This window comes from Pseudomonadota bacterium (assembly GCA_016195085.1).
Classification (GTDB): Bacteria; Pseudomonadota; Alphaproteobacteria; order SHVZ01; family SHVZ01; genus JACQAG01.
In genome coordinates this window covers 1-24,812 of record JACQAG010000012.1, presented here as the reverse complement: position 1 = coordinate 24,812, position 24,812 = coordinate 1, and the positions used below count along the sequence as shown (strand labels likewise).

The following is a 24,812-nucleotide window of genomic DNA, read 5'->3' as shown; positions in this document are numbered from 1 at the left end:
CGTCCGCGGGGCAATTGACGCCTTCCTCGAATTCCACCTTGCCTTCCATCCGACGAACGCGACGTTCATGGGCGTCGAGGGCCACGACGGCCGCCTGCCCCGAGCCGATGCCTCGGCGATGGCCGATGAGCGCAAATGTCTCGCCGACCTCGCCCGGAAGATCGGATCGCTTGCCGAGAGCCCGTCGGTTGCGGACCGCCTGGACGTCAAGCTCGCTCGGGCCGAGATCATCATGGCGCAGGCGGCTCTCGATCGCCGCCCGCGGTTCCGCAATCCCGCATGGTACTCGGGCGAGGCCGCCTTCGGTATCATCGGCTTGTTGCTGCCGCAGTCGATGCCGGTCGCGGCCGAATCGCTCAAAGCCAGATTGGAGCTGATTCCCGACTTTCTCGCCGCCGGAAGGGCAAGCTTGCCTGACGCGGCGCCGCGCGGCTGGGTCGAGCGTGCGAAGCGCGAGACGCTCGCCTTCGCGGCGTTTCTCGAAGGCGATGTTCGGTTGCATCCGCGTTGGCGGGATGAGTGGCTGCAGCCGGCGGAGGCGGCGGCAAGGGCGCTCGAAGAATTCGCCGGGGCGCTCGCCAACATGCCCGACACCTCGCCCGCTTGCGGAGAGGCTTATCTCGACATGCTCATGCGCGACGTGCACGGTCTTGGGCTCGGCCCCCATGAGGGGTTGCGCTTGGCTGAATCCGCATTCGATGAGCTGACCCAGGAGCTCGATCGGATGGCGGCCGGCATCGACCCGTCGCGGTCCTGGCGGCAGCAATTGGACGACCTCGCGACGATCTGCCCGACCCGGGAGGGGGTGCTTGCCTCCTATCGCCATTGGCAAGGCCGCGCGGTCGAGCTGGGCCAAACGCTGGTGAGCCCGGCCATGGACTACGACCTCGACTACCGGGCGCTCGACCCGGCGTTCCGGAAGATTGCCAAGGCGCTCTATTTCCTCTCATACCGCTCGCCGCCGGCCATGCATGCGGGCACGGGCAGCGTCTATTGGGTGGCAACGCCGGCGGCGGACGCGGCGGTCGATCTCAGCGCCCATAACACGGCGCTCGTCAAGTCCGTGCATGCGGCGCATCACGGCAGCATCGGGCATCACACCCAGAACGCGCGCGCGCGCGCCTCCCCGTCGCGGCTGGCGCGGATCGGCGGTACGGATTGCGCAAGCGGCATCGCCCTTCTCTCCGGCGGCACCATGGTCGAGGGATGGGCCTGCCACGCGGCCGAGCTCTTGCTCGAGGCTCCAGGATACTACTCGCCGGCCGAGGCCCTCATGCTGAAGCACATGGAACGCCGGAACGCCGCCAGTGCAATCCTCGATATTCGGCTGCATCTGGGGCAGTGGTCGCTCGACGAAGCCAAGCGCTTCTACCGAGAGAAGGCCGGCTTCGCGCCGGCACGCATCGAGGCGGAAGTGACGCGCAACTCGATGTTTCCGGCGTCTCGGCTGATGTATTGGTTCGGCGTCCGCGCCATCCGGTCGCTCAGGAAGGCTTGGAGCGGCGGCACCCGCGCGTTCCACGACGCGCTCATCGGATTCGGGCATGTACCCGTGGCCTTTGCAAGGGACGAGATGGCGCGCGCAGGCCGCGTCGGCCGATGAGATCGGCCCGGTAGCTCAGGCGGACTTTCGGCTCCTCGGCTCGACGGCATCGCGCAATCCGTCGCCAAGGAAGTTGACGGCCAGCACCGTCGCGAAGATGCACAAGCCCGGCGCCACCGCGAGCCAAGGCGCCAGGCCGAGCCATGGGCTGGCAGTGTTCAGCAGATTGCCCCAGGTTGGCGTCGGCTGCTGGACGCCGAAACCGAAGAACGACATGGCGGATTCGAGCATGATCGATCGCCCGACGGCGAGCGTGGCGGAGACCGTGATCGGGCCGACGGCGTTGGGCAAGATATGACGCAGGATCAGGCGCGAGCCTCGCGCGCCGAGCGCCCGCGCCGCCTCGACGAACTCGCGCTCGCGGAGTGCCAGAAACTGCCCGCGCACGAGCCTGGCGGTGCTCATCCAGGTGAGGGCCCCGATCAGTCCGATGAGCAGCGGCACGTTCGGACGCAAGAGGCCCGATATGAGCAGGACGAGCGGCAGGAGCGGAATCGACAGCATGACGTCGGTCGCGCGCATCAGCGCCGTATCGGCCAGGCCGCGATAGAAGCCCGAGACGGCTCCTACCAGCGTGCCGAGGAGCGTTGCGATCAAGGCGCTCGCCAGGCCGACCGATAGCGAGATGCGGCCGCCATGGACGAGACGGGTCAACGCGTCGCGGCCGAGTTGGTCGGTTCCGAGCCAATGCGCCGCGGTCATCCCGCCGGGCTGGCCGATGAGCTGGAAGTCCTGCTCGTCATACTCGTAAGGCAGAAGCTGCGGCGCCAGGGTGGTGATCAGCGCCATGGCGGCGAGCAGCGCCAGCGCCGCAACCGCGGGCCGATGGGCCAAGAGCCGGCCGAGACCCGCCCGCAAGGGGCCATGGTCGAGGATGGCGACCGCGCCGGGTCGGCTCGCCGCAGCCTCAGTCATAGCGGATCCTGGGATCGATGGCCGCATAGACCAGATCCGCCATCAGGTTCGCCAGAATGAGCGCCATCGAACCCATCAGCATGAGGCCCATGAGCACCGGGTAGTCGCGCCCATCCATGCTTTCGATGAACAGTCGGCCGATGCCCGGCCAGGCGAAGACCGTCTCGGTGATCACCGCCCCGGAGATCACGCTCGCGAAATCGAGGGCGATGATCGTCACCGCCGGCAGCAACGCGTTCCGCAACGCGTGATGGACAAGAACGCCCCACTCGGTCTGGCCTTTGGCATAGGCGGTGCGGATGTATTCCTGATGCAGGACGTCGAGCATGCCGGCGCGCACATACCGGCTCCAGCTGGCGATGGTGGCCAGCGAGAGCACCGTGACCGGCATCGCGATATGGGCGAGGCGATCGCCGAAGGAGCCGTCCCCGATCGACTGGTAGCCCGCCGAGGGCAGCCATCCCAGGACGATGCTGAACAGGAGCTGCAGCAGCAGAGCCAGCCAGAACACCGGTATGGAGATTCCGGAGAAGGACAAGAGGGTGAGGGCGTGGTCGCGGGGCGAGTTCTGCCGGGCGGCGCCGATGACGCCGAGCGGCAGCGCCAATGAAAGGGAGATTGCCAGCGACAGCCCGCCCAGCTCGAAGGTCGGCCCGAGCCGCTCGACGACGTCCTGGAAGACCGGGCGTCCGGTTCGGATCGAGTAGCCCCAATCGCCGCGCAGCATCGAGCCGAACCAGAGCGCGTATTGCGCCCAGATCGGCCGGTCCAGGCCGTAGGCCGTCCTGATCTGCTCGAGGGCTTCCTTGGTGACCGAGGGATTGTCGGCGTAGACGTCGGTCGGTCCGCCCGGAGCCAGATGGATGACGCCGAAGAGGACGATCGATGTCCCGATGATCAGCGGGACCGCGCCGATCACCCGCATGAGAATGTACTTCAAGTTCATCCGGCCGAGCCCGGCCCCGCCGCGGCCGTGCTAGGTCTCCAGATACCACCGGCTGGTGTCGACGAAGTTCGTCATGTTCGTCGGGTTGGGGATGAAGTTCTTCAGCTTCCTGGTCTTGGCGATCACACCGACATTGGTCGTAAGCGGTATCGTGGGCAGATCCGCCGCCAGAATGGCCTGCATCTCCTTCGCGCTCTGCCGCCGCTGCTCGGGATCGAGGGTGCTCTCCATGCGCCGCATGACCTCATCCAGCCTCGGATTGGAGTAGCCCTGCCCGTTGTTGGCCCCCTTGGTGCCGAAGAAGACGCTGTAGACCGGATCGGCGGAGGTGATCCAGCGGGCATACAGGAGATCGTAGTTGCCCTTGTAGCGGGCCTCCCTGAAGGCGACGCCGGCCTTGTTGTCCGGCTTGACCTCGATGCCGATCGCCTTCAGCTGCGCGATGAGGACCTGCTCCGTGATCTCGTCGTCGACCAGGCCGGCGAGGCAGACGATCCGGTACGACAGCCGCTCGCCGTCCTTCACGCGCACGCCGTCGGCGCCCTTCGCGTATCCGGCGTCGTCGAGGAGCTTGTTGGCCTTCGCCGGATCGAGATCGTAGCTCGGCGTGTTCGGATCATGGAAGTCGAAGATGGGCACCACCACCGACTTGATCGATACCGGAAAGCCGCCGAGCGCGCGGACGATGGTGTCGCGGTTGATCGCGTGCGCGATCGCCTTCCGCACAGTCAGGTCCTGCAGCGACTTGGGTCCGCGGAAATTGAAGTCGAGATGCTGCCAGGAGAGCAGCGGGCCCTTCAGCAGCTCGAGGCTGCCGACGGTCTCAAGCTGCTTTGCTTGCGAGTAGGGGACGCGGTAGGCGAACGCGACCTCGCCCGATTTCAGCTGGGTCATCAGCGTATTCGAGTCCGGAATGATCTTGAAGATGATCCGCTCGATATAGGGCAAGGCCTGCCCCTTCTCGTCCTTCCTCCAGTAGTTCGGGTTGCGCTCGACCACCACATGCTGGCCGTGCCTGAACTCGGTGACCACGAAGGGGCCGGTGCCGAGAGGCTTGTCGTTGTAGGGGTCCTTGTTGAGGTCTTTGCCCTCCAAGGCGTGCTTGGGCAGAATGCCGAAGGTGAAGAGCGTCGAGGCAAAGGTCGGCGACACGCTCTTATAGTTGACGATCGCGGTGAGCTCGTCCGGCGTTTCGATCGACGCGACATCTGCCGTGCCATCCTTCGACTCGGCGATGAATTTTGGGTCGCTGACCGCTTCCCAGGTGAACTTGACGTCGGCCGAGGTGAAGGGTTTCCCATCGTGCCATTTCACGTTGGGCCGGAGCTTGTATTTGATTCGCATCTTGGAGCCGCCATCGAGCAGCTCGATGCCGCCGTTTTGCACGGTGGGAACTTCGGTTGCTAGAACCGGGACGTATTTGGCGTTCTCGTTCGGCGCGAGCAGGCCTTCGACGACGGCGGCCTCCACGTCACCGAGGAATCCCGTGGTGTACACGTTCAACGTATCCACGTCGTAGGGCAGCCCGACTGTCAGCGTTCCGCCGCGAACCTGGGCGAATGCCGCCTTGCTCAGGAGAGACCCGGGTGCCGCCGCTCCGAACGCCGCCAGCAACCCACTCCCAAGCACCTGCCTGCGCGATGGTTTCCAATTCATGACGTCTGCCTCCCGATCTGGCTGCGCATCTCACCCTCTCTTCCAGGCACCTCGAGCGTATTCAAGGGGGATTGCGACCAACCGATCCGAGCCGGACGCAACCCCTTGGGAATGCGCCGTTTTCGCCCGATCGCTTGACCGCAGGAGTTGAGCGATGCACGAGCCATCGCCGCCTCGCGGCCACGCCTATGGCTCAGACAGGCTCTTAGCTCGCCGCGGCCGCCTTCGGCGCGTGGTCCTCGATCACCTTGTCCGCGAGCCGCCCGGTCAGCTCGGCCAGATGGTCGAACTTCCAGATATAGCTCGCCACGCCGAGGGTGAGCGAACGGATATCGATGATGAGATCGTGGATCTCCGATTGCGGCATATAGGCGGTCACCTCGTCCCAACCCTTCCAGCCGGGCTTGGCATCGAAGCCCAGGATCTGTCCGCGCCGCCCGGTGATGACGCGCTGCACCTTCGAGGTGTGGTCGTTCGGCACCGAGATGGTGACATGGGCGATCGGCTCGAGCAGCACCGGGTCGCATTTCGGCATGCCCTCGCTCATGGCGATGCGCGCCGCGGTCTTGAATGCCATGTCGGAGGAGTCGACGGCGTGGTACTGGCCGTCGAGCAAGGTCACCGAGAAATCCACCAGGTGGAAGCCGAGCGGCCCCCGAACCATGAATTCGCGGACGCCCTCTTCGACCGACGGGATGTACTGGCGCGGGATCGAGCCGCCGACGACCTTGTCGATGAAGACGAAGCCCTCGCCGCGGGGCAGCGGCTTGATCTCCACCTTGATGTCGCCGAACTGCCCGTGGCCGCCGCTCTGCCGCTTGTGCCGCCCATGCTGGGCGACACCCTTGCGGATGGTTTCCTTGTAAGGCACCCGCGGACGGCGCGAGCGGACTTTCAGATTGTACTTGCTCTTGAGCCGGTCCATGGCGATCTGCAGATGGATGTCGCCCTGCCCCTGCAGCACCAGCTCGCCGGTGTCGTGCTCATGGGCGAAGTTGAGGGCCGGATCCTCCTCGGTCAGCTTCGCCATGGCGCCCGACAGCTTGACCTCGTCGTTGCGGTTCTCGGCAGTGATGGCGAGGGAGAATTGCGGTGGCAACGGTGGCGGAAATGGCTGCAGGCCGACGGGGCGCGCGCCGGAAGGCGTCAGCGCGGCACCGGTGTGGATGCCTTCCATCCGGCCGAAGGCGACGACGTCGCCGGCCTTCGCCTCCGCCAGCTTGGCGAAGGCGACGCCGTTCATGCGGTAGAGACCGCTGACACGCGTGCCGCTCAGGGTCTGGCCGTCCTTGACGCTGCCGCGCCAAACCCGCGCCAGAGTGAGCTTGCCGGTATGCGCCGCATGGTAGGTCTTGAACACCTCGGCCGCCGCCTCGCCGTCGCCCTTGAGGCCGCGCCGCGCCGCGGCGGCTTCCGGCCCGGGCGTCTCGTGGCGCAAGGCCTTCAACAGGCGCCTGACGCCGTTTTCGAACTCGGCCGCGCCCAGGAACACCGGAACGATCTTGTCGGCCTGCAGATCCTTGGTGAGCTGCTTGTAGATCTCCTTCGGCGGCGGCACCGTGTCCTCGAGCAAGGCTTCGAGCAGGCCGTCGTCGAAATCGGCGAGCGCCTCCAAAAGCCCGGTGCGCGCCGACTTCTCCGCATCGAGCGCGGTCTCCGGCAGCTTGATGAGATCGGAGGGTTGGCCCGGCCGGTAGCGATAGGCGCGCTCGCTCACCAGGTCGACATAGCCGGTCAAGGTCTCGCCATCGTAGATCGGCACTTGCCGCAGCACCAGCGGGTGCTCGCTCAACCCTTGCAAGGCTTCCAGCAACGGCTTCGGGGCCACCGTCGCCTGGTCCATCTTGTTGATGAACAGCATGTGCGGGATCGCCTGCTCGTCGAGGAAGCGCATGATCGGCGCCAGGGTCTGCACGCGATCGATCAACGGCTCGCACACGACCACGGCCACGTCGGCGACCATGAGCGCGTTGCGCACCTCTTGCGCGAGCTCGATCGAGCCCGGCGTATCGATGAAGGTCCAGGGGTCGCCGAGATAGGTGGCGCTCGCCGCCGAGGCTTCGACGCTCATCTTGCGGGCGCGGGCTTCCGGCGCGCCGTCGCCGACGCTGGTCGCGTCCTTGACCGAGCCGCGTTTGGGAATCGCCTCGCAGGCGAACAGCAGGCTCTCGAGCAGCGTGGTTTTACCGGAAAGATACGGTCCGACCAGCACGGCGGTCCGGGGTCTGGCAGGGTCTCCCATTCGTGAGCGCCTCCCTCGCGCGGTTCGCTTCATTGCGCCGCCGGGGGTGGGCCCCACCGGCCGACCTTGGAGCGATAGCTTGCGCCGGGGCGAATTCGCCGCGCAAGGGGAAAAGCCGGCGGGGGGAGTTAGGCTAGATTTCGACCGCCCGGAGAATCGGCGCCGCCGCGGCAGGCGCCGATCGCCCCGGCCTCAGGTGAGGCTGGCGCAGGCGCGCTGGATGCGTCGGCAAGCCTCTTCCATGACTTCGGTCGCGGTCGCGTAGGAGATGCGGAAATAGGGGGTGAGGCCGAAGGCCTCGCCCTGCACCACCGCCACGCCCTCGCTCTCCAAGAGGTAGGTCACGAAGTCGCCGTCGGTGCGGATCGTCGCCCCGGCCGGCGTCTTCTTGCCGATCGCCCCGGCGCAGGAGGGATACACGTAGAAGGCACCCTCGGGCCGATGGCACTTCAATCCCTTTGCCTGGTTCAGCATGCCGACCACCAGGTCGCGCCGCTCGCGGAAGATCTTGTTGTGCTCAGCGATGAAGTCCTGCGGGCCGGAGAGACCGGCCGCGGCCGCCTCCTGGCTGACCGAGGAGGGATTGGAGGTCGACTGCGACTGCAGGACCGCCATCGCCTTGATCAGCTTTTCCGGACCCCCGCCATAGCCGATGCGCCAACCGGTCATGCAATAGGCCTTGGACACGCCGTTCATGGTGAGAGTGCGCTCGTACAGCGACGGCTCGACCTCGGCCGGAGTGCAGAACTTGAAGTCGTCATACACCAGGTGCTCGTACATGTCGTCGGTGAGCACATGCACCTGCGGGTGCCGCACGAGCACGTCGGTCAGCGCCTTCATCTCCGCCCAGGTGTAGGCGGCACCGGTGGGATTGGAGGGGCTGTTGAGGATGAGCCACTTGGTCTTGGCCGTGATCGCGCGCTCGAGATCCGCCGGCTTGAGCTTGAAGCCGTTCTTCTCCTCGCAGATGACGAACACCGGCACGCCCTCGGCGAGCACGACGATGTCGGGATAGCTCACCCAATAGGGTGCGGGGATGACGACCTCGTCGCCGGGATTGAGGGAGGCCATCAGCGCGTTGTACAGCACCTGCTTGCCGCCGGTGCCGACGGTGATCTGCGAGGGCTTGTAGTCGAGCCGGTTCTCGCGCTTGAACTTGGCGACGATGGCGGCCTTGAGCTCCGGCGTGCCGTCGACATTGGTGTATTTGGTCTCGCCGCGGCGGATGGCGGCGATGGCCGCCTCCTTGATCGAATCCGGCGTGTCAAAGTCGGGTTCGCCGGCGCCAAGGCCGATGACGTCGCGCCCGGCCGCTTTGAGCGAGCGCGCCTTATCGGAAACCGCGATGGTCGGGGATGGCTTGATACGGTCGAGCCGGTCGGCGACTAAGCCCATTCTATGCCTCTACGGATCTGCAAGTTGCTGGCGCGGAGCGGCACCCTACTTGTGTCGGTCGGCACCTTCAAGGGCCTGGCGCGCCCGAGATCGGCGAGGCGGTCAGCGGGGCCGGTCGCCCTTGACCTGGGTGCGCAGCATGATGCGGCGCGCCTCGGGATCGAAAGCGTCGCGGCGATGCACCAGCGCGCGATTGTCCCAGACCAGGAGGTCGCCCAGCCGCCAGTGGTGGCGATAGGTGAATTGCAGCTGGGTGGCGAAGCGCCAGACCTCGTCCAAGACCGCCTCGCTCTCATCCAGCGGCAGCTCGACGATGAGCCCGTTGCGCCGGCGGCCGAGATAGATCGCCTTCCGGCCGGTCTCGGGATGGGTGCGGATGATCGGGTGGACGCCGCCCGGCGCGGTCTCCGCATTCACGTCGGCGCTGGCACCCCGTCTCAGCTCGCCGGCGCTGGTGTAGGAAGAATCATGCTTCGCCCGCCGCCCCTCGATGGCGGCGCGGAGCACCAGCGGCATCGCCTCCAGGGCGGCATGCATGCTGGCGAAGGCGGTGTCGCCGCCTGCGGGCGGAATCTCGCGGGCATAGAGCAGGCTCGCCGAGGGCGGCTCCTCGATATAGGACATGTCGGTGTGCCATTCCGCCTCGCCGGCGCCGAGCCCGCCGATCGGCTTGCCGTTCTCGATCACGTTCGAAATCACCCAGATTTCCGGGCAGATGCTGCCGCCATCGGCCCATACACGCTCGGCGCTGGCCGGCGGCGATTCCAGCGTCCCGAAGCCGCGGCTGAAGCGGACCAGCGCCGTCTCGTCCAGGCTCTGCCCACGGATCAGCAGGAGCGACTGGGCATGCCAGATCTCGCGCAGGCCTCGAAAGGCGTCCGCAGCCAGCGGCTCCGCCACATCGAGGCCGATGATCTCGGCGCCGAAGACCGGGGTCAGCGCCCTGACCTGCATCGCCATCTCCCCTCCGTCCCCTTCCGCGGGCTCTACTCCGCCGCCTTCTTTGCCGGACGGCTCCAGCGCTCGGCCGCGTCGTCATCGCTCGCCTTGGCCGCGACCCATTCGGCGCCGGCGCCGGTCTCCTCCAGCTTCCAGAACGGCGCCTTGGTCTTCAGCCAATCGACCAGGAACATGCAGCTTTCGAACGCCGCTTGCCGATGCGCCGATGCGGTCGCGACGAAGACGATGCGGTCGCCGGGCTCGAGCCTGCCATAACGGTGGATCACCAGGCTCGCCTGCAGCGGCCAGCGCGCCCGTGCGTCCGCCTCGATGCGCTTCAGCTCGCGTTCGGTCATCGCCGGATAATGCTCGAGGGTCATGGCCCGGATCCGCTGGCCTCCGGCCATATCGCGAACCAGACCGATGAAGCTGGCGATGCCGCCGATCGACCGATCGCCGCCGCCGAGCCCGTCGATCTCGGCGCCGACATCGAAGTCCTGCTCTTGAACTCTGATCACGTTACCCGCCCGTGACCGGCGGAAACAGCGCCACCTCGTCGCCCGGGGCCAAGCGGCGGTCGCTGCCGGCATACTCCTGGTTGACCGCGACCTTGACCACGCCCTTGGCGCCCAGCGCCTCGGCATAGCTGGGGCCGCGGGTCTCGAGCCAGGCCAAGAGGTCGCCGACGGTTGCCACCGCGTCCGGCAGCTCGACCGTCTCCTCGGCCATGCCCACACGCTGACGGACCCAGGCGAAATACAAGAGCTTCAAGGGGCGCCTCAACTCAAGACCGCGCTGTACGGCAGGAAATCCACCATGCTGCCGGATGTAAGCGTGGTCAACGCCTCCGGCAACTCCACCAGCCCGTCGGACTCGACCATCGAGGACAGGATCCCGGCGCCATCCCGGGGGAACCGGCGGGCGACGAGCCCGGCCTCGCCGGGCTCCAGCCGCGCCCGCAAGTATTCGCGCCGGTTGGCTTTCTTCGCGTATTCGAACCCCGCGGCCACGCGAAAGCGCAGCCCCGGCTCCACCGCCGCCCCGGCCAGCTTGAGGAGCAGAGGGCGCGCCAGGATGAGGAATGTCACCATCACCGCGACCGGATTGCCGGGGAGCCCGATGAACGGCACGGCGCCGATCTGCCCCAGGGCCACCGGCCGGCCGGGCTTGATCGCCAGCCGCCAGAGATAGAGCGATCCCAGCTCCTGAACGACCGCCTTGACGTGATCCTCCTCGCCCGTCGACACCCCGCCCGAGGTGACGATCGCATCATGGCCGGCAACGGCGCCGGCAAGCGCCGCGCGGATCGCCTCGGCACGATCGGGAAGAATGCCGAGATCGCTCACCTCGGCGCCGAAGGCGGCGAGCAGGGCCTGGATGGTGAAGCGGTTGGAATCGTAGATGCGCCCCGACGCCAGCGGGCGTCCGGGCTCGACCAGCTCGTCGCCGGTGGAGAAGAGCGCCAGCTTCAGCCGGCGCCGCACCGAAAGCTGGGTCAGGCCCAGCGCCGCGGCGAGGCCGATATCCTGGGGCCGCAGGCGCCTTCCGCCGGCGAGTGCCACTTGGCCGCAGCGCAAATCCTCGCCCGCCCGGCGCCGATTGGATCCAGGCTTGATGCCCGCACGCAGCAGCACGGTATCGCCCTCGCGCGTGCAATCCTCCTGCATCATCACCGTATCGGGTCCGGCATCGGCAGCACCCTTCGGCATCGCCGCACCGGTGAAGATGCGCACCGCCGTGCCGCGCCGCATCGGCATCGCCAAGGGATGCCCGGCGGCGATCCGGGCCACGACCGGCAGGCGCGTGGGCTCATCGGGACGGAGATCGGCGGCATAGACCGCATACCCGTCGACGGCGGAATTGTCCGCCGGCGGCACGTCGATGGCGGCCCTCACCTCGGCGGTCAGCACGCGGTTGAGGGCGGCCGCCAGCGGCACCGTCTCGGGCTCGACGATCGGCTCCACGGCACGGTCCAAGAGCGCCAGCGCATCGGCGACGGTGATCAAGGCGCCGTCCTGGGCGAAGCAATCGTTGCTGAGCTGCGCCATGGCTCAGGCGAGCCCGGTGTGGCGGATGACGAAGCGGGCGATCGCCGGTACGTCGTTCAAATCGAGGATCGGCAGGGCCACTTCGGGCACCGCCCCGTCGGAAGCGACGGCGACGACGCGATCATCCTCAGGCGCCAGCAACGGCTTGCCGTTCGCCCGGCGGAACACTTCGAGCTTGTCGTGGCCGTCGCGCTTGAAGCCTTCGACCAGCAGGAGATCGACCGGGCTCATGCGCGCCACCAGCTCGCCCATGCTCGGCTCCGCCGCCCCGCGCAGCTCATGCATGAGCGCCCAACGGTTGGCCGAGCCCACCATCACCTCGGTGGCGCCGGCCATCCGGTGCACGTAGGAGTCCTTGCCCGGACGGTCGATGTCGAAGGCGTGATGGGCGTGCTTCAGGGTCGAGACCCTGAGCCCGGCGGCGATCAGCTCCGGCAACAGCTTTGCGACGAGGGTGGTCTTGCCGCTCCCGCTCCAGCCGGCGATGCCCAGGATCTTCATTCGCCGGCCCGGGCTCAGCCGAGCCGGGGCGCGGTCTTGCCTGGCGGAACGGCGGCCTCGCTGCGGCGCGACGGCTCGTCCATGTGCTGCAGCCCGGCGCGAAGATAGTCGTAGCCCGTGATCAGGGTGAGACCGGCGGCGATCCACAGCCCGACCCAGCCGATCTGCTGGATCGGCACCGGCTCCCAGCCGGAATCGCCGACAATGAGGAAGCCGATCGCCAGCATCTGCAGGGCGGTCTTCCATTTGGCGAGCCGGCTCACCGGCATGCCGACACGCAGCTCTGCCAGGTATTCGCGCAAGCCCGAGACCAGGATCTCGCGACAGAGGATGACCAGGGCTGGCAGCAGCCCGAACGGGCCCAGCCGATCGAAGGCGGTGAGCAGCAGCAAGGCCGCGGCGACCAAGAGCTTGTCGGCGATGGGATCCAGCCAGCGGCCGAGCTCGGAGCGCTGGTTCAGGCTGCGGGCGAGATAGCCATCGACATAATCGGTGACGCCGGCCAGCGAGAACACCACGCAGGCGAGCCAGCGCGCCCAGTCGCCGGGCACGTAGAACAGCGCCAGCAGCACGGGCACGGCGGCGATGCGCGACAACGTCAATAGGTTCGGCAGATTGCCTGGCATGGTCTCATGGGCCGGTACAGGGGAGGCGATGCAAGTCTACTCCGGGCTCGGCGGAAACGCATCTGCCTCTCACCCGTCCTCATGAAAATGGGAATAGATTCTCGCCGCAACAGCCCTGGAGATGCCGCTCACGCGCTCGAGATCGGCGAGGCCGGCGCGCTTGATCTCCCGGACCGAACCGAAATGCAGGAGCAAGGCCTTCTTGCGGCGAGCGCCGATACCGGCGACCTCGTCCAGCTCCGAGCGGCCCAAGGCCTTGGCGCGCTTGGCCCGGTGCGTCTCGATGGCGAAGCGATGCGCCTCGTCGCGCAGCCGCTGCAGGAAATAGAGCACGGGATCGCGCGGCTCGAGCTGGAACTCGTTGCGACCCGGCTGGAAGAACCGCTCGCGGCCGGCATCCCGGTCCGGCCCCTTGGCGATCGCCACCAGCGGCACGTCGGTGACGCCGAGCTCGGTCAGCACGCCCTGCGCGGCGGCGAGCTGGCCTTGGCCGCCATCGATCAGCACCAGATCGGGCCAGGTGCCCCGCGCGCGCTCCGGATCCTCCTTGAGCGCGCGGCCGAAGTGCCGGGACAGGACCTCGCGCATCATCGCGTAGTCGTCGCCCGGAGCGAGCTCGGGGCTGCGGATGGTGAATTTGCGGTAGGCGCTCTTCATCGAACCCTCCGGCCCTGCGACCACCATCGCGCCGGTCGCATTGGTTCCGGAGATATGACTGTTGTCGTAGATCTCGATGCGCCGCGGCGGCGCTTCCAGGCCGAACACGGCGGCGACGCCGTCCAGCAGGCGGCGCTGGGAGGCGCTTTCGGCCAGGCGCCGCGCCAGCGCCTCGGCGGCGTTGGCGAGCGCATGCTCTATCAGCTTGCGCTTGGCGCCGCGCTGCGGCGCCGAGAGCTCGACCCGGCGACCGGCTCTCAGCGAGAGCGCTTCGGCGATGAGATCCTGCTCCGCCGGCACATGGCTGGTCAGCACCAAGGGTGGCGGCGGCTTGTTGTCGTAGAACTGCCCGAGGAAGGCGGCCAGCACGTCGGCCGGCTCCATGCCCTTTTCGTGGCTGGGGAAATAGGCGCGGTTGCCATAGTTGCTGGAGCCGCGGAAGAAGAACACCTGCACGCAGGTCTGCCCGGCCTCTTGCGCCAGTGCCACCACGTCGGCGTCGGCGACGCCTTCGACGTTGATGTCCTGATGGGAGCGGACATGGGCAAGCGCGCGGATGCGGTCGCGGGAGCGGGCGGCGCGCTCGAAATCCAAGGCGTCGCTCGCCTGCTGCATCTCTTGGGCGAGCTCGGCTTGCACCTCGCCGCTCTTGCCGGTGAGGAAGTCCTTGGCCTGGCGCACCAGAGCGCCATAGTCCGCCTCGCTGATATGGCCGACGCAGGGCGCCGAGCAGCGCTTGATCTGGTACTGCAGGCAGGGCCGGGTGCGCTGGGCGAACACCGCATCGGAGCAATTGCGCAGGAGAAAGGCGCGCTGAAGGGCGGTGATGGTGCGGGCGACCGCTCCGGCCGAGGCGAAGGGGCCGAAATAGTCGCCGGCCCGGGCCTTGGCGCCGCGATGCTTCAGGATCTGCGGGTAGGGGTGGTCGCCGGTCACCAGGATGTTGGGAAAGCTCTTGTCGTCCCTGAGCAGCACGTTGTAGCGGGGCATCAGCCGCTTGATCAGATTGATCTCGAGCAGCAGCGCCTCGACCTCGGTGTGGGTGGTGACGAATTCGAGCGACGCCGTCTCGGCGATCATGCGTCGGATCCGATTGGAGAGCTTCGCCGGGTGGGCATAGCTCGCCACCCGCTTCTTGAGGCTGCGGGCCTTGCCGACGTAAAGCGCATTGCCGTCGGCATCGAGCATCCGGTAGACGCCCGGCCCCGGCGACAGGTTCTTGAGCTCAGCCTGGATCAGCGCCACGCCGTGTTCGATCGAGCTCGCATGGCGACGGCGGCGCGGCGCCTTCGGTTCCTCCGCCCGAGGCGCCTCCTCCGGCGGGTCTTCCGGCGGCTTGACCTCGTTCCGTTCCGGCATGGGCGGACTATCCTTCTGCGGCCATTCGCCCGTCAATCGAAGTGCCGAAACCCCTTGGAGTCGCCCGTCGCGCCGCGGATTCCCGCCGCTTTCGCGGATATCCACGATTCCTGTGGATAACTCTGTGTGGAAGCCGACCGCGCTTTTGGCTGAATCCAGCCATTCTGGCCGATTCCGGTTGTTGCCCATAATTTGGGCATTTTCGTGAATGCATTGAAGAAGAAAGATAAATTAGATTCGATCGAATTGCCGGCTCGGCAAATCTAGATTCATCTTGACACTTCCGTGGCACCGCCGCAGGCCGTGACCCATTGTGCACAACTTTCTTACCCGCAGCCGCTCACAGCCACTCCCTTAGGGTGTTTTGGCGGAGAAACCCTGAGTTTTTTGCCCCAAGGGCGGGCGCCGGAACGGGGTATGGGCGACCCTGCCGGAAGGCTCCAAGAGGGCGGCGGCGCCGGCCGGAAATGATCTCGGCGCGGACCGATTCGCAGCCGGCAGCACGCCCCCGCCCTCATTCCGGGACGACCCAGCCCTTGCGGGGCGATGCCCAAGACAGATGCTGGCCGCCATCGAGGGCGATCATTTGTCCGGTCATCGCCGGCGCGGCCAGAATGAAGCGCAGTGCCCGGCAGATCTCCTCCGGCGTGGTGCCGATGCCGAGCGGGGTGCTGGCGGATTGCTCGGCGAAGTGCTCGGCCGACTGGCGCGGGCTGGGCAGGGTCGGCCCGGGGCCGATGCCGTTGACGCGAATGCGCGGCGCCAGCGCCAGGGCCATGGTCTGGGTCAAGGTCCACAGCCCGGCCTTGCTGAGGGTGTAGGAGACGAAGGCAGGGGTCAGGTTCCAGACGCGCTGGTCCAGGATATTGACGACGTTGCCTTGCGCCGCCTCCGGCAGCTGCCGGGCAAAGCTTTGAATCAGCACGAAGGGGGCGCGGAGATTGGTCTCCAGATGCGCATCCCACGAGGCCCGGGTGGCGGTGAGCGCGCCGTCGCGCTCGAAGCGCGAGGCGTTGTTGACGACGAGGCCCAGCGGGCCGAGCGCCGCTACCGCCTCGGGCACCAGCGAGGCGGTTTCGCTCTCCGCCGCGAGATCGGCCGGGAGTGCCACCGCCCGGCGGCCGAGCCCGCGGATTTCGGCCGCAACCGCTTCCGCCTCGGCGGCGGAGCTCTGATAGTGCAGGGCCACGTCCCACCCCTCCCGGGCGAGGTCGAGGGCGAGCGCGCGGCCGATGCGCCGGGCAGCGCCGGTGACCAGCGCGGCGCGAGGCGTGGCGGGAGCGGTCATCGGTTAGGAGGACGTCGGGCGGCGGTTGGTCAGCACATGCTCGATGCGCGACAGCAGGCTTTCCCGCGACACCGGCTTGACCAGGAAGGCGTCCACGCCATAGGCGCGGGCCTTCAGCACGTTGTCCTTGATCGGGTTGGCGGTGAGGATGATGACCGGCGTGTTGCGCTTGCGCAGCTCCGAATCGTTGCGGATGAACTCGACGAATTCCAGCCCGTTGATCGGCGCCATCTGGATGTCGCAGATGATGAAATCCGGAACCATGCCCTGGCGCAGCAGCCGGATGGCCGACTTCCCGTCCTGGGCCTCGGCGACCTCCTGCAGCTTTTCGCCGCGCAGCATCTTGACGATGACGCCGCGAATGAACTCGTTGTCCTCGATCACCATGGCTCGGAGCTTGTCGTATTCGATGGCCATCGCTTCCTCTTACGGCTCCGTGCTCAGGCGCTGGATACGCTGGCGGACCGCCTCGAAGGCTTGCGCCAGGTCCGGGCGCCGCCGCGCCGCTTCCGCCCAGTCGCCGCGCTCGATCGCATTTTCCACCTCTTCAGCCGCCTGGCCCAGCAGGAAGGCGCCTGCCGTCCGCGCCGCACCCTTCAGCGAGTGCACGGCGCCGTGCGCCGTGCGCCCCGCCTGCTGGGCCAATCCTCGGTCGAGGGTCGCCAGCAGCTCCGATGACGAGCTTACGAACTCCTCCAGCGCTTCCGCCAGGATCGCGCGATTGTCGCCCAGCATGTCGGCGAGATGCGCGAGGTCGAGCACGGCGCGCTCGCCCTCGGATCCGGCAGCCGGCTCGGCCTCCGCACCCGCCGACGCCTCGGCCGCTGCCGCCGCCGGGTCGGGGCCGAGCCAGCGCTCGAGCACTTCGGCCAGCTGTGTCAAGGTCACCGGCTTCGCCAGGAAATCGTCCATCCCCGCCGCTTCGCAAAGCCCGCGCTGCTCGGCCGTGGCGTTGGCGGTGATCGCGATGATCGGCAGCCGGCCCTTGCCGTTGGTCGAGGGCTGGGCGGCTTCGCGGCGCCGGATCGTGCGCGTCGCCTCGTAGCCGTCCACCTCGGGCATGTGGCAGTCCATGAGCACGAGATCGTAGCGGGCGCGTTCCAGCGCATCGAGCGCCACCTGGCCGTCGACGGCGACATCGGCGGCGAAGCCGAGCCGCCCGAGCTGATAGAGCGCGACCATGCGGTTGGTGGCGTTGTCCTCGACCAGGAGAATGCGTTCGGGCCGGAGCGGCCGGTCCGCCGCGGCGCTGCTCGATGGCTCCAGCCGGCGCGGTGCGTCGGTGGGCGCCGGCTCCGCCTCGCCGCGTCGGGTCACCGCCGCGACGGCGGCGGCGAGGCGGGCGCGGCGGACCGGCTTGTTGAGCTGCATGCGGATGCCGATCTTGGCGGCGCGGGCGCGAATCTGGTCGTCGTCATAGGCGGTGAGCAGAACCAGCCCGGTGCCCTTGAGGCGGCGGTCGGCCAGGATGCGCTCGGCCAGGTCCAGCCCATCGGGGCCCGGCAGCCGCACGTCGAGAATGGCGGCATCATAGGGCGTCTCGGCGCGGCGCAGCGCATCGAGCGCCTCGCTGGCGTCGCGGGCTTGGCCGACGCGGGCTCCCATCGACCCGAGATAGCTGCCGAGGATGGTGCAAACCGACGGATTGTCGTCGACGACGAGCACGGCGAGGCCGGCAAGCGACGGTAGCGGCGGCGGCGGCGCTGCGACTTTCGGCATGCTGAGCGGAATCCGAAACCAGAAGCTCGAGCCCTCCGCCGGGCGGCTGGCGACGCCGATATCGCCGCCCATGAGCTCGACCAGCCGCTTGCAGATCGACAGGCCGAGGCCGGTTCCCCCGAACCGCCTGGTGGTCGAGCCGTCGGCCTGGACGAAGGGCCGAAACAGCCGGTCGCACTGCTCGGGCGACAGCCCGATGCCGGTGTCGTTCACCCGGATCCTGAGGATGACGTGCTCGGGCGTCGACTCCTCGATATCCGCCTCGACCACCACGCCGCCCATGTCCGTGAACTTGATGGCGTTGCCAACGAGGTTGAGCAGCACCTGGCGAAGGCGCCCGGGATCGCCCATCAGCGTCGTCGGTACCGCGGGATGCACATAGGTCATCAAAGACAGGCGCTTCTTGTGCGCGGCCGGCGCCATGGTCTCGCCGACCCCCTCGACGATCTGCGCCGGCGACAGCTCCGTGCGCTCGACCTCGAGCTTGCCCGCCTCGATCTTGGAGAAGTCGAGGATGCTGTCGATGATGGTCAGCAGCGCCTCCGCCGACTGGAAGGCGACCTGCACGAATTCCTGCTGCTCGTCGTCGAGCGAGGTGTGCTCGAGCGCCTCCAAGAGGCCGAGCACGCCGTTCATCGGCGTGCGGATCTCGTGGCTCATCGCCGCGACGAAGGCCGACTTCGCCTGGTTGGCCGCCTCCGCCGCCTCCTTGGATTGGCGCAGCTCCTCCTCGCGCCGTTTGGCCGCGGTCACGTCGGTGTAGGTGCGGGCCGAGCCGCCATCGGGCAGGCGAACGGTGCGAACCTCGATGGTCGTGCCGTTGGGCCGCATGCGCTCATAGGTCGAAAAGTATTCCGGCGAGCGCGCCCGCTCGGCGAACCCCCGGGAGAGCTCCTCGGGGGTTCCGGGCATCCCGACGAACTCGCCGAGCCGAACCTGGTAGTCGCCGATCTCGAACAGCGTCGGCTGACCTTCGAAGAAGTCCATCGGCAGGCCGAGGAGCTCCGCGGCGCGCTGATTGATCTTGATCGTGCGGAACGCCGGATCGAACACCGCGATCCCCTGCTGGATGTTGTCGAAGGTCACCTGCAGGATCGCCCGTTCGCGCTCCAGCTCGGCCTGCTGGCGGCGGCGCGCGGTGACGTCGGTGAAGGTCCGGGCCGAGCCGCCGTCGGGTAACGACACGGTGCGGACCTCGAGCACCATGCCGTTGGGCCGCACCCGCTCGTAGACGCCGTAGAAGTTCCGGTCGCGCAGCCGTTCCTCGGCATCGCGCAGGTAGTTCTGCTCCATCTCAGGCGTGTTGGCGAATTCCCCGTGCTCGCCCTGATAGCGGATGATGTCGAACAGGGTCGGCTGCCGGTCCAGGAGCTGCATGGGCAGATCGAGGAGGTGCGAGAGCCGCTGATTGGCCTTGATGATGCGGTTCTCGGCATCGAACACCGCGATGCCCTGGTCGATGTTGTCGAAGGTGACCTGCAGGATCGAGCGCTCGCGCTCCAGCTCCACCTCCTGGCGCCGGCGCGCGGTGATGTCGGTGAAGGTGCGCGCCGAGCCGCCGCCGGGCAGCGGCACGGTGCGGATCTCCAGCACCGTGCCGTTGGGCCGCGTGCGCTCGTAGACGCGGTAGAAGAAGGCATCGTCGATCCCGGTCTGAGGATCGCGGAGGGCCGCCTCCGAGCTGCGGAGATACGCTTCGGCCGCCTCCGGCGTATCGGAGAATTCTCCCCGATCGGTCTGATATTTGACCAGCTCGAACATCGAGGGCTGCCGCTCGAGGAATTCCGCCGGCATGTCCAGGAGCTCGGTGATGCGCTTATTGGCCTTGATCAGGCGAAGCTCGGCGTCGAACACGGCGATGCCCTGCTCGATATTGTCGAAAGTCGCCTTCAGGATCGCCCGCTCGCGCTCCAGCTCCAGCTCCTGGCGACGGCGCGCGGTGATGTCGGTGTAGGTGCGCGCCGAGCCGCCATTGGGCAGCGGCACGGTGCGGACTTCGAGCACGGTCCCGTTGGGCCGGGTCCGCTCGTAGATGTCGAAGAAGTGCTCACCGCGGCCACGCACCTCGGCGTCGCGCAGATAGCCCGGGATCTCCTCGGGCTTGTCCGCGTATTCGCCGTGCTCGATCTGATAGTGGAGCACGTCGAGGAGCGTCGGCTGCCGCTCCAGGAACTCCATCGGCAGGTCGAGCAATTCCGACATTCGGCGACTGGCCTTGATGATGCGGTGCTCCGCGTCGAACACGGCGATGCCTTGATCGATGCTGTCGAAGGTGATCTTGAGGATCGCCCGCTCCTGCGCCAGCTCCTCTTCCTGGCGCTTGCGGTCGGAGATGTCGACGGCGACGACGTAGATCGCCGGATCGCCGTCATAGTCGAGGGTCGCGGCCGAGAGCAACGCCCAGAACGGCTCGCCTTCGCCGTTGCGCACATGCGCCTCGAAATCGGTGACGCGGCCGAGCTCGCGCACCGCGCCGATGAAGCGCCGGTTCTGGCCTGGATCGACCCACAGGCGGTCGATGTTGTCGGCCATGGAGACGCCGATGGCCAGGCGATAGTCCTGCTGGCCGCGCTGGTTGACGTAGACCAGCTTGTTGTCGGCGACCCTGACCACGAAGACCGGGTGGGGCATGTTGTCGAGAACCGCGCGCAGCCGATCGCTGCCGGCCTTCAGCACCTCTTCCGCCTGCTTGCGCGGCGTGATGTCGGTCAAAGCCACCATCACCGCCGCCGCGCCGTCGAAGGGCATGCCGATCGCCGACAGGCTGACCCAGAACCGCTCGCCGCTGCGCTTCTTCTGGACGATCTCCAGGTCGCTCACGCGTCCATGGGCTTCCAGCCCGGCCAAGAGCCGCTTGCGATCCGCCGGGTCGCCGTAGAAATCCATGGCGCGGCGCCCGACCAGGCTCTCTCCGGCGTAGCCCAGAAGCTCCGACGCCTGCGGGTTGTGGAAGACCACGATGCCGCTGTCGGCGCGGGTGATGACCACCGGGCAGGGCAAGGCTTGGATGATGGTTTCCAGTCGCGCCTGGGCGGCCTTCACCTCCCGCGCGCTCGCCTCCGCCACCTCCAGCGCTCGGCTCAGCTCGGCGGTGCGCAGGGCGACCGACTCCTCGAGCCGCTCCGAGCCGCGCTTGAGCTGGGTGATGTCGGTATAGGTGATGACGAAGCCGCCGCCGGGCGTGGGGTTGCCGCGGATGTCGAGCACGGTGCCGTCGGGCCGCATGCGCTCGGTCAAGATCGGCTTGCCGAGCCGGGCTTGGGCGGCATATTGGGCGACCACCTGCTCGGGATCGACCCCGGGCCCGTATTCGCCGCGCATGGCGTTGTCGCGGATGAAATCGTCGCGCGTGGCGCCGGCGCGCAGCACCTCGGGCGAGACGCCCAGCAGCTCGACCAGCCGATCGTTGTAGGCGACCAGCTTCATCTTGCTATCGAAGGCGATGACGCCCTGGGAGATGCTGTCGAGCAGCACCTCGGCAAGGCCGTTCGAGCCGGCCGCGCCGGCCTTCTTACGTCCGGACGTCACCAGCGGCACGGGCCCCGGTCCCTTCGTGAAAGCTCCCCTGCCCTCAGTCTAACGATATCCGCCGGACTGTAAAACCGGCGGGCGAGGCCGCCTAAGTGATGCCCCCACCCCAGCCCTCCCCCGCCTTCGGCGAGGGAGGGAGCTAGAGCGGCATGCTCTCTTGCTCCCTCCTCCAGCTTTAGCTGGGGGAGGGTTGGGGTGGGCTCCCCCAAACGCAGTCGCCATGCATCGGCCGGTCTCGCTATAGTCCGGGCTTCCCCTCGCCTTCGGGAGCCCCCATGCCGACCGTTCCGCGCATTAACGATTTTCAAAAGGATCTCGTCGCGATTCGCCACGACATCCACGCCCACCCCGAAATCGCCTTCGAGGAGAACCGCACCTCCGACATCGTCGCCGCCAGGCTGAAGGAGTATGGGTGCGAGGTGCATCGCGGGCTCGCCAAGACCGGCGTGGTCGGCACGCTCAGGACCAGCAACAGCCCGCGCTCGATCGGGCTCAGGGCCGACATGGACGCGCTGCCGATCCAGGAGAAGAACAGCTTCGCCCATGCCTCCACGCATGCGGGCAAGATGCATGCCTGCGGCCATGACGGGCACACGACCATGCTGCTCGGCGCCGCGCGCTATCTGGCCGAGACCCGCAACTTCGACGGCACGGTGCATTTCATCTTCCAGCCGGCCGAGGAGGGCCAGGGCGGCGGCCGGGTGATGGTGGAGGAAGGGCTCTTCCAGAAGTTTCCCTGCGACAAGGTCTTCGCCATGCACAACCTGCCGGGACTCCCGGTCGGCACCATGGCGGTGAAGGCCGGACCGCTGCTCGCCGCCTCCGACTCCTGGCACATCACCGTCAAGGGCCGCGGCGGCCACGGCGCCATGCCGCATCAGGGCATCGACCCCTTCGTCGTCGCCGCGCACATCGTGCTGGCGCTGCAGACCATCGGCAGCCGCAACGTCGACCCGCTGGATTCCTTCGTCGTCAGCGTCGGCTACATGAAGGGCGGCGACACCCACAACGTCATCCCGGACGAGGTGGAGATCGGCGGCACGGCGCGCGCGCTGGTTCCCGAGGTGCAGGATCTGATCGAGAAGCGCATGGGCGAGATCGCCCGCAACACCGCCGCCGCCTTCGGCGCCACCGTCGACCACAAATACATGCGGCGCTATCCGCCGACCATCAACAATGCCGACGAGGTCGCCTTCGCCGCCAAGGTGGCCGAGGAGGTGTGCGGGAAAGGCAAGCTCGAGCGCAACATCCGCCCGCTCATGGCCGGCGAAGACTTCTCCTTCATGCTGCAGCAGGTGCCGGGTGCGATGTTCTGGCTCGGCAACGGCGCCGGCGAAGGCGGCTGCATCATCCACAACCCGCATTACGACTTCAACAACGAGATCCTGCCCTACGGCGCCAGCTTCTTCGCCCGGCTGGTGGAGACTTATCTGGAGAAGAAGGCGGCGTGAGGACCTTCATCCGGGCCGCCGGGTTGCTGATCATCGACCAGGCGGTCCTGTTGGAGAACCCGCTCGGCACCGAGCTCTGGTATCTCCCCGGCGGCCGCCTCGAGGATGGCGAGACCCTGGAGATCGCGCTCCGCCGGGAGTTCCGCGAAGAGTTCGACGTGGCGGTGACCACCGGCGCGCTCGTCTTCGTCGTCGAGAACTTCTTCCCGCTGGCCGACGACGTCATCCGGGAATACGGCTTCTATTTCCGCATCCAGGCCGAGGACCGGCGGCTGGCACCCACGGCGCCGATCCCGAGCCGGGAGACCGACCAGTTCCGTCACGCCTGGATCGATCTGGAGCGGTTGCCGTCATTGAGCTTCAAGCCGGCCGTGCTGGTCAGCCACCTCTTCGACCTGCCCCAGAGCACGCTCTTCCTCAAGGCGCGCGACGGTGGGCTCAAATTGCATATGTGATGAGCGCTGATCGTCAAGCGCGGGTTCGGTCCGCGGCTTTCCGGTTGCGCATTTCGCTCGGTCACGCGACGCATTCGCAGTCCACCTAAAATTTTAATACCGTCATACGCGGGCTTGACCCGCGTATCCATCGTGCTTTGCACGAGCCCGAAGATAGATACGCGGATCAAAGCACTCGATTAAGGGCGGGGATAGCGCCGGGCTGCTGCAGCTTTTGCGGCTGCTGCGAGGCAAAGCCGAGCAAAGGACCGGCGGCTCGGTTGGAGTGGTGGCGATCCAGGAAGCGGGTCTGGATGGCTTCTGGCTGCACCGGCTGCTGCAAGAGCAGGGCATCGAAAGCCACGTCGTCGATGCCGCTTCGGTTGCGGTATCGCGCCGGCGCCGACGGGCGAAGACCGATCGGATCGACGGCGAGGCGCTGCTGCGCACGCTGTTGGCGTGGCGGCGGGGCGAGCCGCGGGTGTGCTCGATGGTGGTGCCGCCGAGCGTTGCCGAGGAGGATCGTCGCCGGATCGTGCGTGAGCGCGAGACGTTGCTCACCCAGCGCGTGCGGGAAAGCAATCGCATCCTCGGCCTGCTGGCGGCCCAGGGCATCCATGACTACGATCCGCTGCGCCGGGATCGCCGCAAGCGCCTGGAAGGGCTGCACACCGGGGACGGCCGCGCGCTGCCCCCGCATCTCAAGGGCGAGCTCGCCAGAGCGCTCGATCGTCTCGAGCTGCTGCTGGCCCAGATCACAGCGGTTGAAGCCGACCGCGACCGCCTGCTCGCGAGCGAACTGGAAGCCGACGCTGCCGGCCCGATGCTGCTGCGGCTCAGGAGCCTCGGCCCGCAGTTCGCCGCCGCCCTCCACCTCGAATGCCTGTTCCGATCCTTCACCAATCGGCGCCAGATCGCAGCCTTCAGCGGCTTGGCGCCAAGCCCCTGGCGCAGCGGCAGCATCGAATACGACCAGGGCATCTCCAAGGCCGGCAATCCACGGCTGCGCAAGACCGCCATCGAGCTCGCCTGGCTGTGGCTCAAATACCAGCCCGGCTCCGCGCTCAGCCGCTGGTTCCATGAGCGGGTCGGCCAGCAAAAGGGCCGGATCCGGCGGATCGCCATCGTCGCGCTCGCCCGCAAGCTCCTGATCGCGCTCTGGCGCTATGCCACCCAGGGCGTGGTGCCGGAAGGCGCCGTCTTCAAACCCGTTTGACCGGCAGATCACAAGGACCACAACGAAGTTCGGCCGAGCCTGATCAGCTCGACCGGATCCGGAGAGGGCGGACCGTATGCGCGGAGGGCTTCCAAAGCCGTGGTCAAGATTGGTGCCGCCTGCCGAGCCGATGACCTGTCCATGAGGGATTGTGGTGCCAGCCGCAAACAGCGGCGACCGGATGTGAGGTTCCACGGCATCGACGCCGTGGCTGACAACAGGCTCGCTCCAGGATCTAAAAGACGGAGAGCCAAATGACCCCTTGACGACAACACCCTCATGTGAG

At 67.4% G+C, this 24,812-nt stretch carries 19 protein-coding genes; 4 read left to right on the top strand and 15 right to left on the bottom strand.

What is annotated here, in order from left to right; translation table 11 throughout:
• Positions 1-67 precede the first annotated feature (67 nt).
• The gene (locus HY058_03295; GenBank protein MBI3496312.1) at positions 68-1,603 is read left to right on the top strand and encodes a DUF885 family protein; all 1,536 of its coding nucleotides are present in this window, start codon (positions 68-70) and stop codon (positions 1,601-1,603) included.
• A gap of 15 nt (positions 1,604-1,618) precedes the next feature.
• Here HY058_03295 and HY058_03290 read toward each other — a convergent pair whose 3' ends face one another.
• The 15 genes from HY058_03290 to HY058_03220 all read right to left on the bottom strand — a co-directional run bounded on the left by HY058_03290 (position 1,619) and on the right by HY058_03220 (position 21,431).
• A complete protein-coding gene (locus tag HY058_03290) occupies positions 1,619-2,518 on the bottom strand; it encodes an ABC transporter permease (protein ID MBI3496311.1) in 900 nt (299 codons plus the stop codon).
• Positions 2,511-3,464 (bottom strand): ABC transporter permease, encoded by a 954-nt coding sequence (locus HY058_03285; GenBank protein MBI3496310.1) that lies wholly within the window; start codon positions 3,462-3,464, stop codon positions 2,511-2,513. The genes HY058_03290 and HY058_03285 overlap by 8 nt, the downstream gene beginning before the upstream one ends.
• Positions 3,465-3,494: 30 nt before the next feature.
• A complete protein-coding gene (locus HY058_03280; protein ID MBI3496309.1) occupies positions 3,495-5,120 on the bottom strand; it encodes a peptide ABC transporter substrate-binding protein in 1,626 nt (541 codons plus the stop codon).
• Between the two features lie 205 nt (positions 5,121-5,325).
• Positions 5,326-7,362 carry an elongation factor G gene (locus tag HY058_03275; protein ID MBI3496308.1) on the bottom strand — a complete coding sequence of 679 codons (2,037 nt, stop codon included), beginning with the start codon at positions 7,360-7,362 and terminating at the stop codon, positions 5,326-5,328.
• A gap of 192 nt (positions 7,363-7,554) precedes the next feature.
• Complete coding sequence (locus HY058_03270; protein MBI3496307.1) at positions 7,555-8,757, bottom strand: pyridoxal phosphate-dependent aminotransferase; 1,203 nt, start codon at positions 8,755-8,757, stop codon at positions 7,555-7,557.
• Positions 8,758-8,859: 102 nt separating this feature from the next.
• Positions 8,860-9,717: a TauD/TfdA family dioxygenase gene (locus HY058_03265; GenBank protein MBI3496306.1), complete on the bottom strand. Its 858-nt coding sequence runs from the start codon at positions 9,715-9,717 to the stop codon at positions 8,860-8,862.
• A 26-nt stretch (positions 9,718-9,743) separates the two neighbouring features.
• Positions 9,744-10,286, bottom strand: coding sequence for a molybdenum cofactor biosynthesis protein MoaE (locus tag HY058_03260; protein MBI3496305.1), 543 nt, complete (start codon positions 10,284-10,286; stop codon positions 9,744-9,746).
• Positions 10,216-10,467, bottom strand: coding sequence for a molybdopterin converting factor subunit 1 (gene moaD, locus HY058_03255; GenBank protein ID MBI3496304.1), 252 nt, complete (start codon positions 10,465-10,467; stop codon positions 10,216-10,218). The genes HY058_03260 and moaD overlap by 71 nt, the downstream gene beginning before the upstream one ends.
• A gap of 8 nt (positions 10,468-10,475) precedes the next feature.
• The gene (locus tag HY058_03250; GenBank protein ID MBI3496303.1) at positions 10,476-11,744 is read right to left on the bottom strand and encodes a molybdopterin molybdotransferase MoeA; all 1,269 of its coding nucleotides are present in this window, start codon (positions 11,742-11,744) and stop codon (positions 10,476-10,478) included.
• A gap of 3 nt (positions 11,745-11,747) precedes the next feature.
• Positions 11,748-12,245 (bottom strand): molybdopterin-guanine dinucleotide biosynthesis protein B, encoded by a 498-nt coding sequence (gene mobB / locus HY058_03245; protein MBI3496302.1) that lies wholly within the window; start codon positions 12,243-12,245, stop codon positions 11,748-11,750.
• Between the two features lie 14 nt (positions 12,246-12,259).
• Positions 12,260-12,871: a CDP-diacylglycerol--glycerol-3-phosphate 3-phosphatidyltransferase gene (gene pgsA, locus HY058_03240; GenBank protein ID MBI3496301.1), complete on the bottom strand. Its 612-nt coding sequence runs from the start codon at positions 12,869-12,871 to the stop codon at positions 12,260-12,262.
• Positions 12,872-12,940: 69 nt separating this feature from the next.
• The gene (uvrC, locus tag HY058_03235; GenBank protein MBI3496300.1) at positions 12,941-14,887 is read right to left on the bottom strand and encodes an excinuclease ABC subunit UvrC; all 1,947 of its coding nucleotides are present in this window, start codon (positions 14,885-14,887) and stop codon (positions 12,941-12,943) included.
• A 514-nt stretch (positions 14,888-15,401) separates the two neighbouring features.
• Entirely contained in the window at positions 15,402-16,175 is a 774-nt protein-coding gene (locus HY058_03230; protein MBI3496299.1) for an SDR family oxidoreductase, read from the bottom strand.
• Positions 16,176-16,178: 3 nt separating this feature from the next.
• The gene (locus HY058_03225; GenBank protein MBI3496298.1) at positions 16,179-16,592 is read right to left on the bottom strand and encodes a response regulator; all 414 of its coding nucleotides are present in this window, start codon (positions 16,590-16,592) and stop codon (positions 16,179-16,181) included.
• 9 nt (positions 16,593-16,601) lie between these two features.
• On the bottom strand, positions 16,602-21,431 hold the full coding sequence (locus HY058_03220) for a PAS-domain containing protein (GenBank protein ID MBI3496297.1): 4,830 nt from the start codon (positions 21,429-21,431) through the stop codon (positions 16,602-16,604).
• 269 nt (positions 21,432-21,700) lie between these two features.
• On the opposite strand from HY058_03220, the gene HY058_03215 reads away from it, so the two are divergent.
• The 3 genes from HY058_03215 to HY058_03205 all read left to right on the top strand — a co-directional run bounded on the left by HY058_03215 (position 21,701) and on the right by HY058_03205 (position 24,526).
• Complete coding sequence (locus tag HY058_03215) at positions 21,701-22,876, top strand: amidohydrolase (protein MBI3496296.1); 1,176 nt, start codon at positions 21,701-21,703, stop codon at positions 22,874-22,876.
• A complete protein-coding gene (locus HY058_03210) occupies positions 22,873-23,331 on the top strand; it encodes an NUDIX domain-containing protein (GenBank protein ID MBI3496295.1) in 459 nt (152 codons plus the stop codon). The genes HY058_03215 and HY058_03210 overlap by 4 nt, the downstream gene beginning before the upstream one ends.
• 205 nt (positions 23,332-23,536) lie before the next feature.
• Complete coding sequence (locus tag HY058_03205) at positions 23,537-24,526, top strand: IS110 family transposase (protein ID MBI3496294.1); 990 nt, start codon at positions 23,537-23,539, stop codon at positions 24,524-24,526.
• The last annotated feature ends 286 nt before the right edge of the window (positions 24,527-24,812 follow it).

Coding starts and splice junctions, on each gene's coding strand:
- HY058_03295 (MBI3496312.1), top strand. CDS start 68: ATGGGCGTCGAGGGCCACGACGGCCGCCTGCCCCGAGCCGATGCCTCG.
- HY058_03290 (MBI3496311.1), bottom strand. CDS start 2,518: ATGACTGAGGCTGCGGCGAGCCGACCCGGCGCGGTCGCCATCCTCGAC.
- HY058_03285 (MBI3496310.1), bottom strand. CDS start 3,464: ATGAACTTGAAGTACATTCTCATGCGGGTGATCGGCGCGGTCCCGCTG.
- HY058_03280 (MBI3496309.1), bottom strand. CDS start 5,120: ATGAATTGGAAACCATCGCGCAGGCAGGTGCTTGGGAGTGGGTTGCTG.
- HY058_03275 (MBI3496308.1), bottom strand. CDS start 7,362: ATGGGAGACCCTGCCAGACCCCGGACCGCCGTGCTGGTCGGACCGTAT.
- HY058_03270 (MBI3496307.1), bottom strand. CDS start 8,757: ATGGGCTTAGTCGCCGACCGGCTCGACCGTATCAAGCCATCCCCGACC.
- HY058_03265 (MBI3496306.1), bottom strand. CDS start 9,717: ATGGCGATGCAGGTCAGGGCGCTGACCCCGGTCTTCGGCGCCGAGATC.
- HY058_03260 (MBI3496305.1), bottom strand. CDS start 10,286: ATGCCGGCAGCGACCGCCGCTTGGCCCCGGGCGACGAGGTGGCGCTGT.
- HY058_03250 (MBI3496303.1), bottom strand. CDS start 11,744: ATGGCGCAGCTCAGCAACGATTGCTTCGCCCAGGACGGCGCCTTGATC.
- mobB (MBI3496302.1), bottom strand. CDS start 12,245: ATGAAGATCCTGGGCATCGCCGGCTGGAGCGGGAGCGGCAAGACCACC.
- pgsA (MBI3496301.1), bottom strand. CDS start 12,871: ATGCCAGGCAATCTGCCGAACCTATTGACGTTGTCGCGCATCGCCGCC.
- uvrC (MBI3496300.1), bottom strand. CDS start 14,887: ATGCCGGAACGGAACGAGGTCAAGCCGCCGGAAGACCCGCCGGAGGAG.
- HY058_03230 (MBI3496299.1), bottom strand. CDS start 16,175: ATGACCGCTCCCGCCACGCCTCGCGCCGCGCTGGTCACCGGCGCTGCC.
- HY058_03225 (MBI3496298.1), bottom strand. CDS start 16,592: ATGGCCATCGAATACGACAAGCTCCGAGCCATGGTGATCGAGGACAAC.
- HY058_03215 (MBI3496296.1), top strand. CDS start 21,701: ATGCCGACCGTTCCGCGCATTAACGATTTTCAAAAGGATCTCGTCGCG.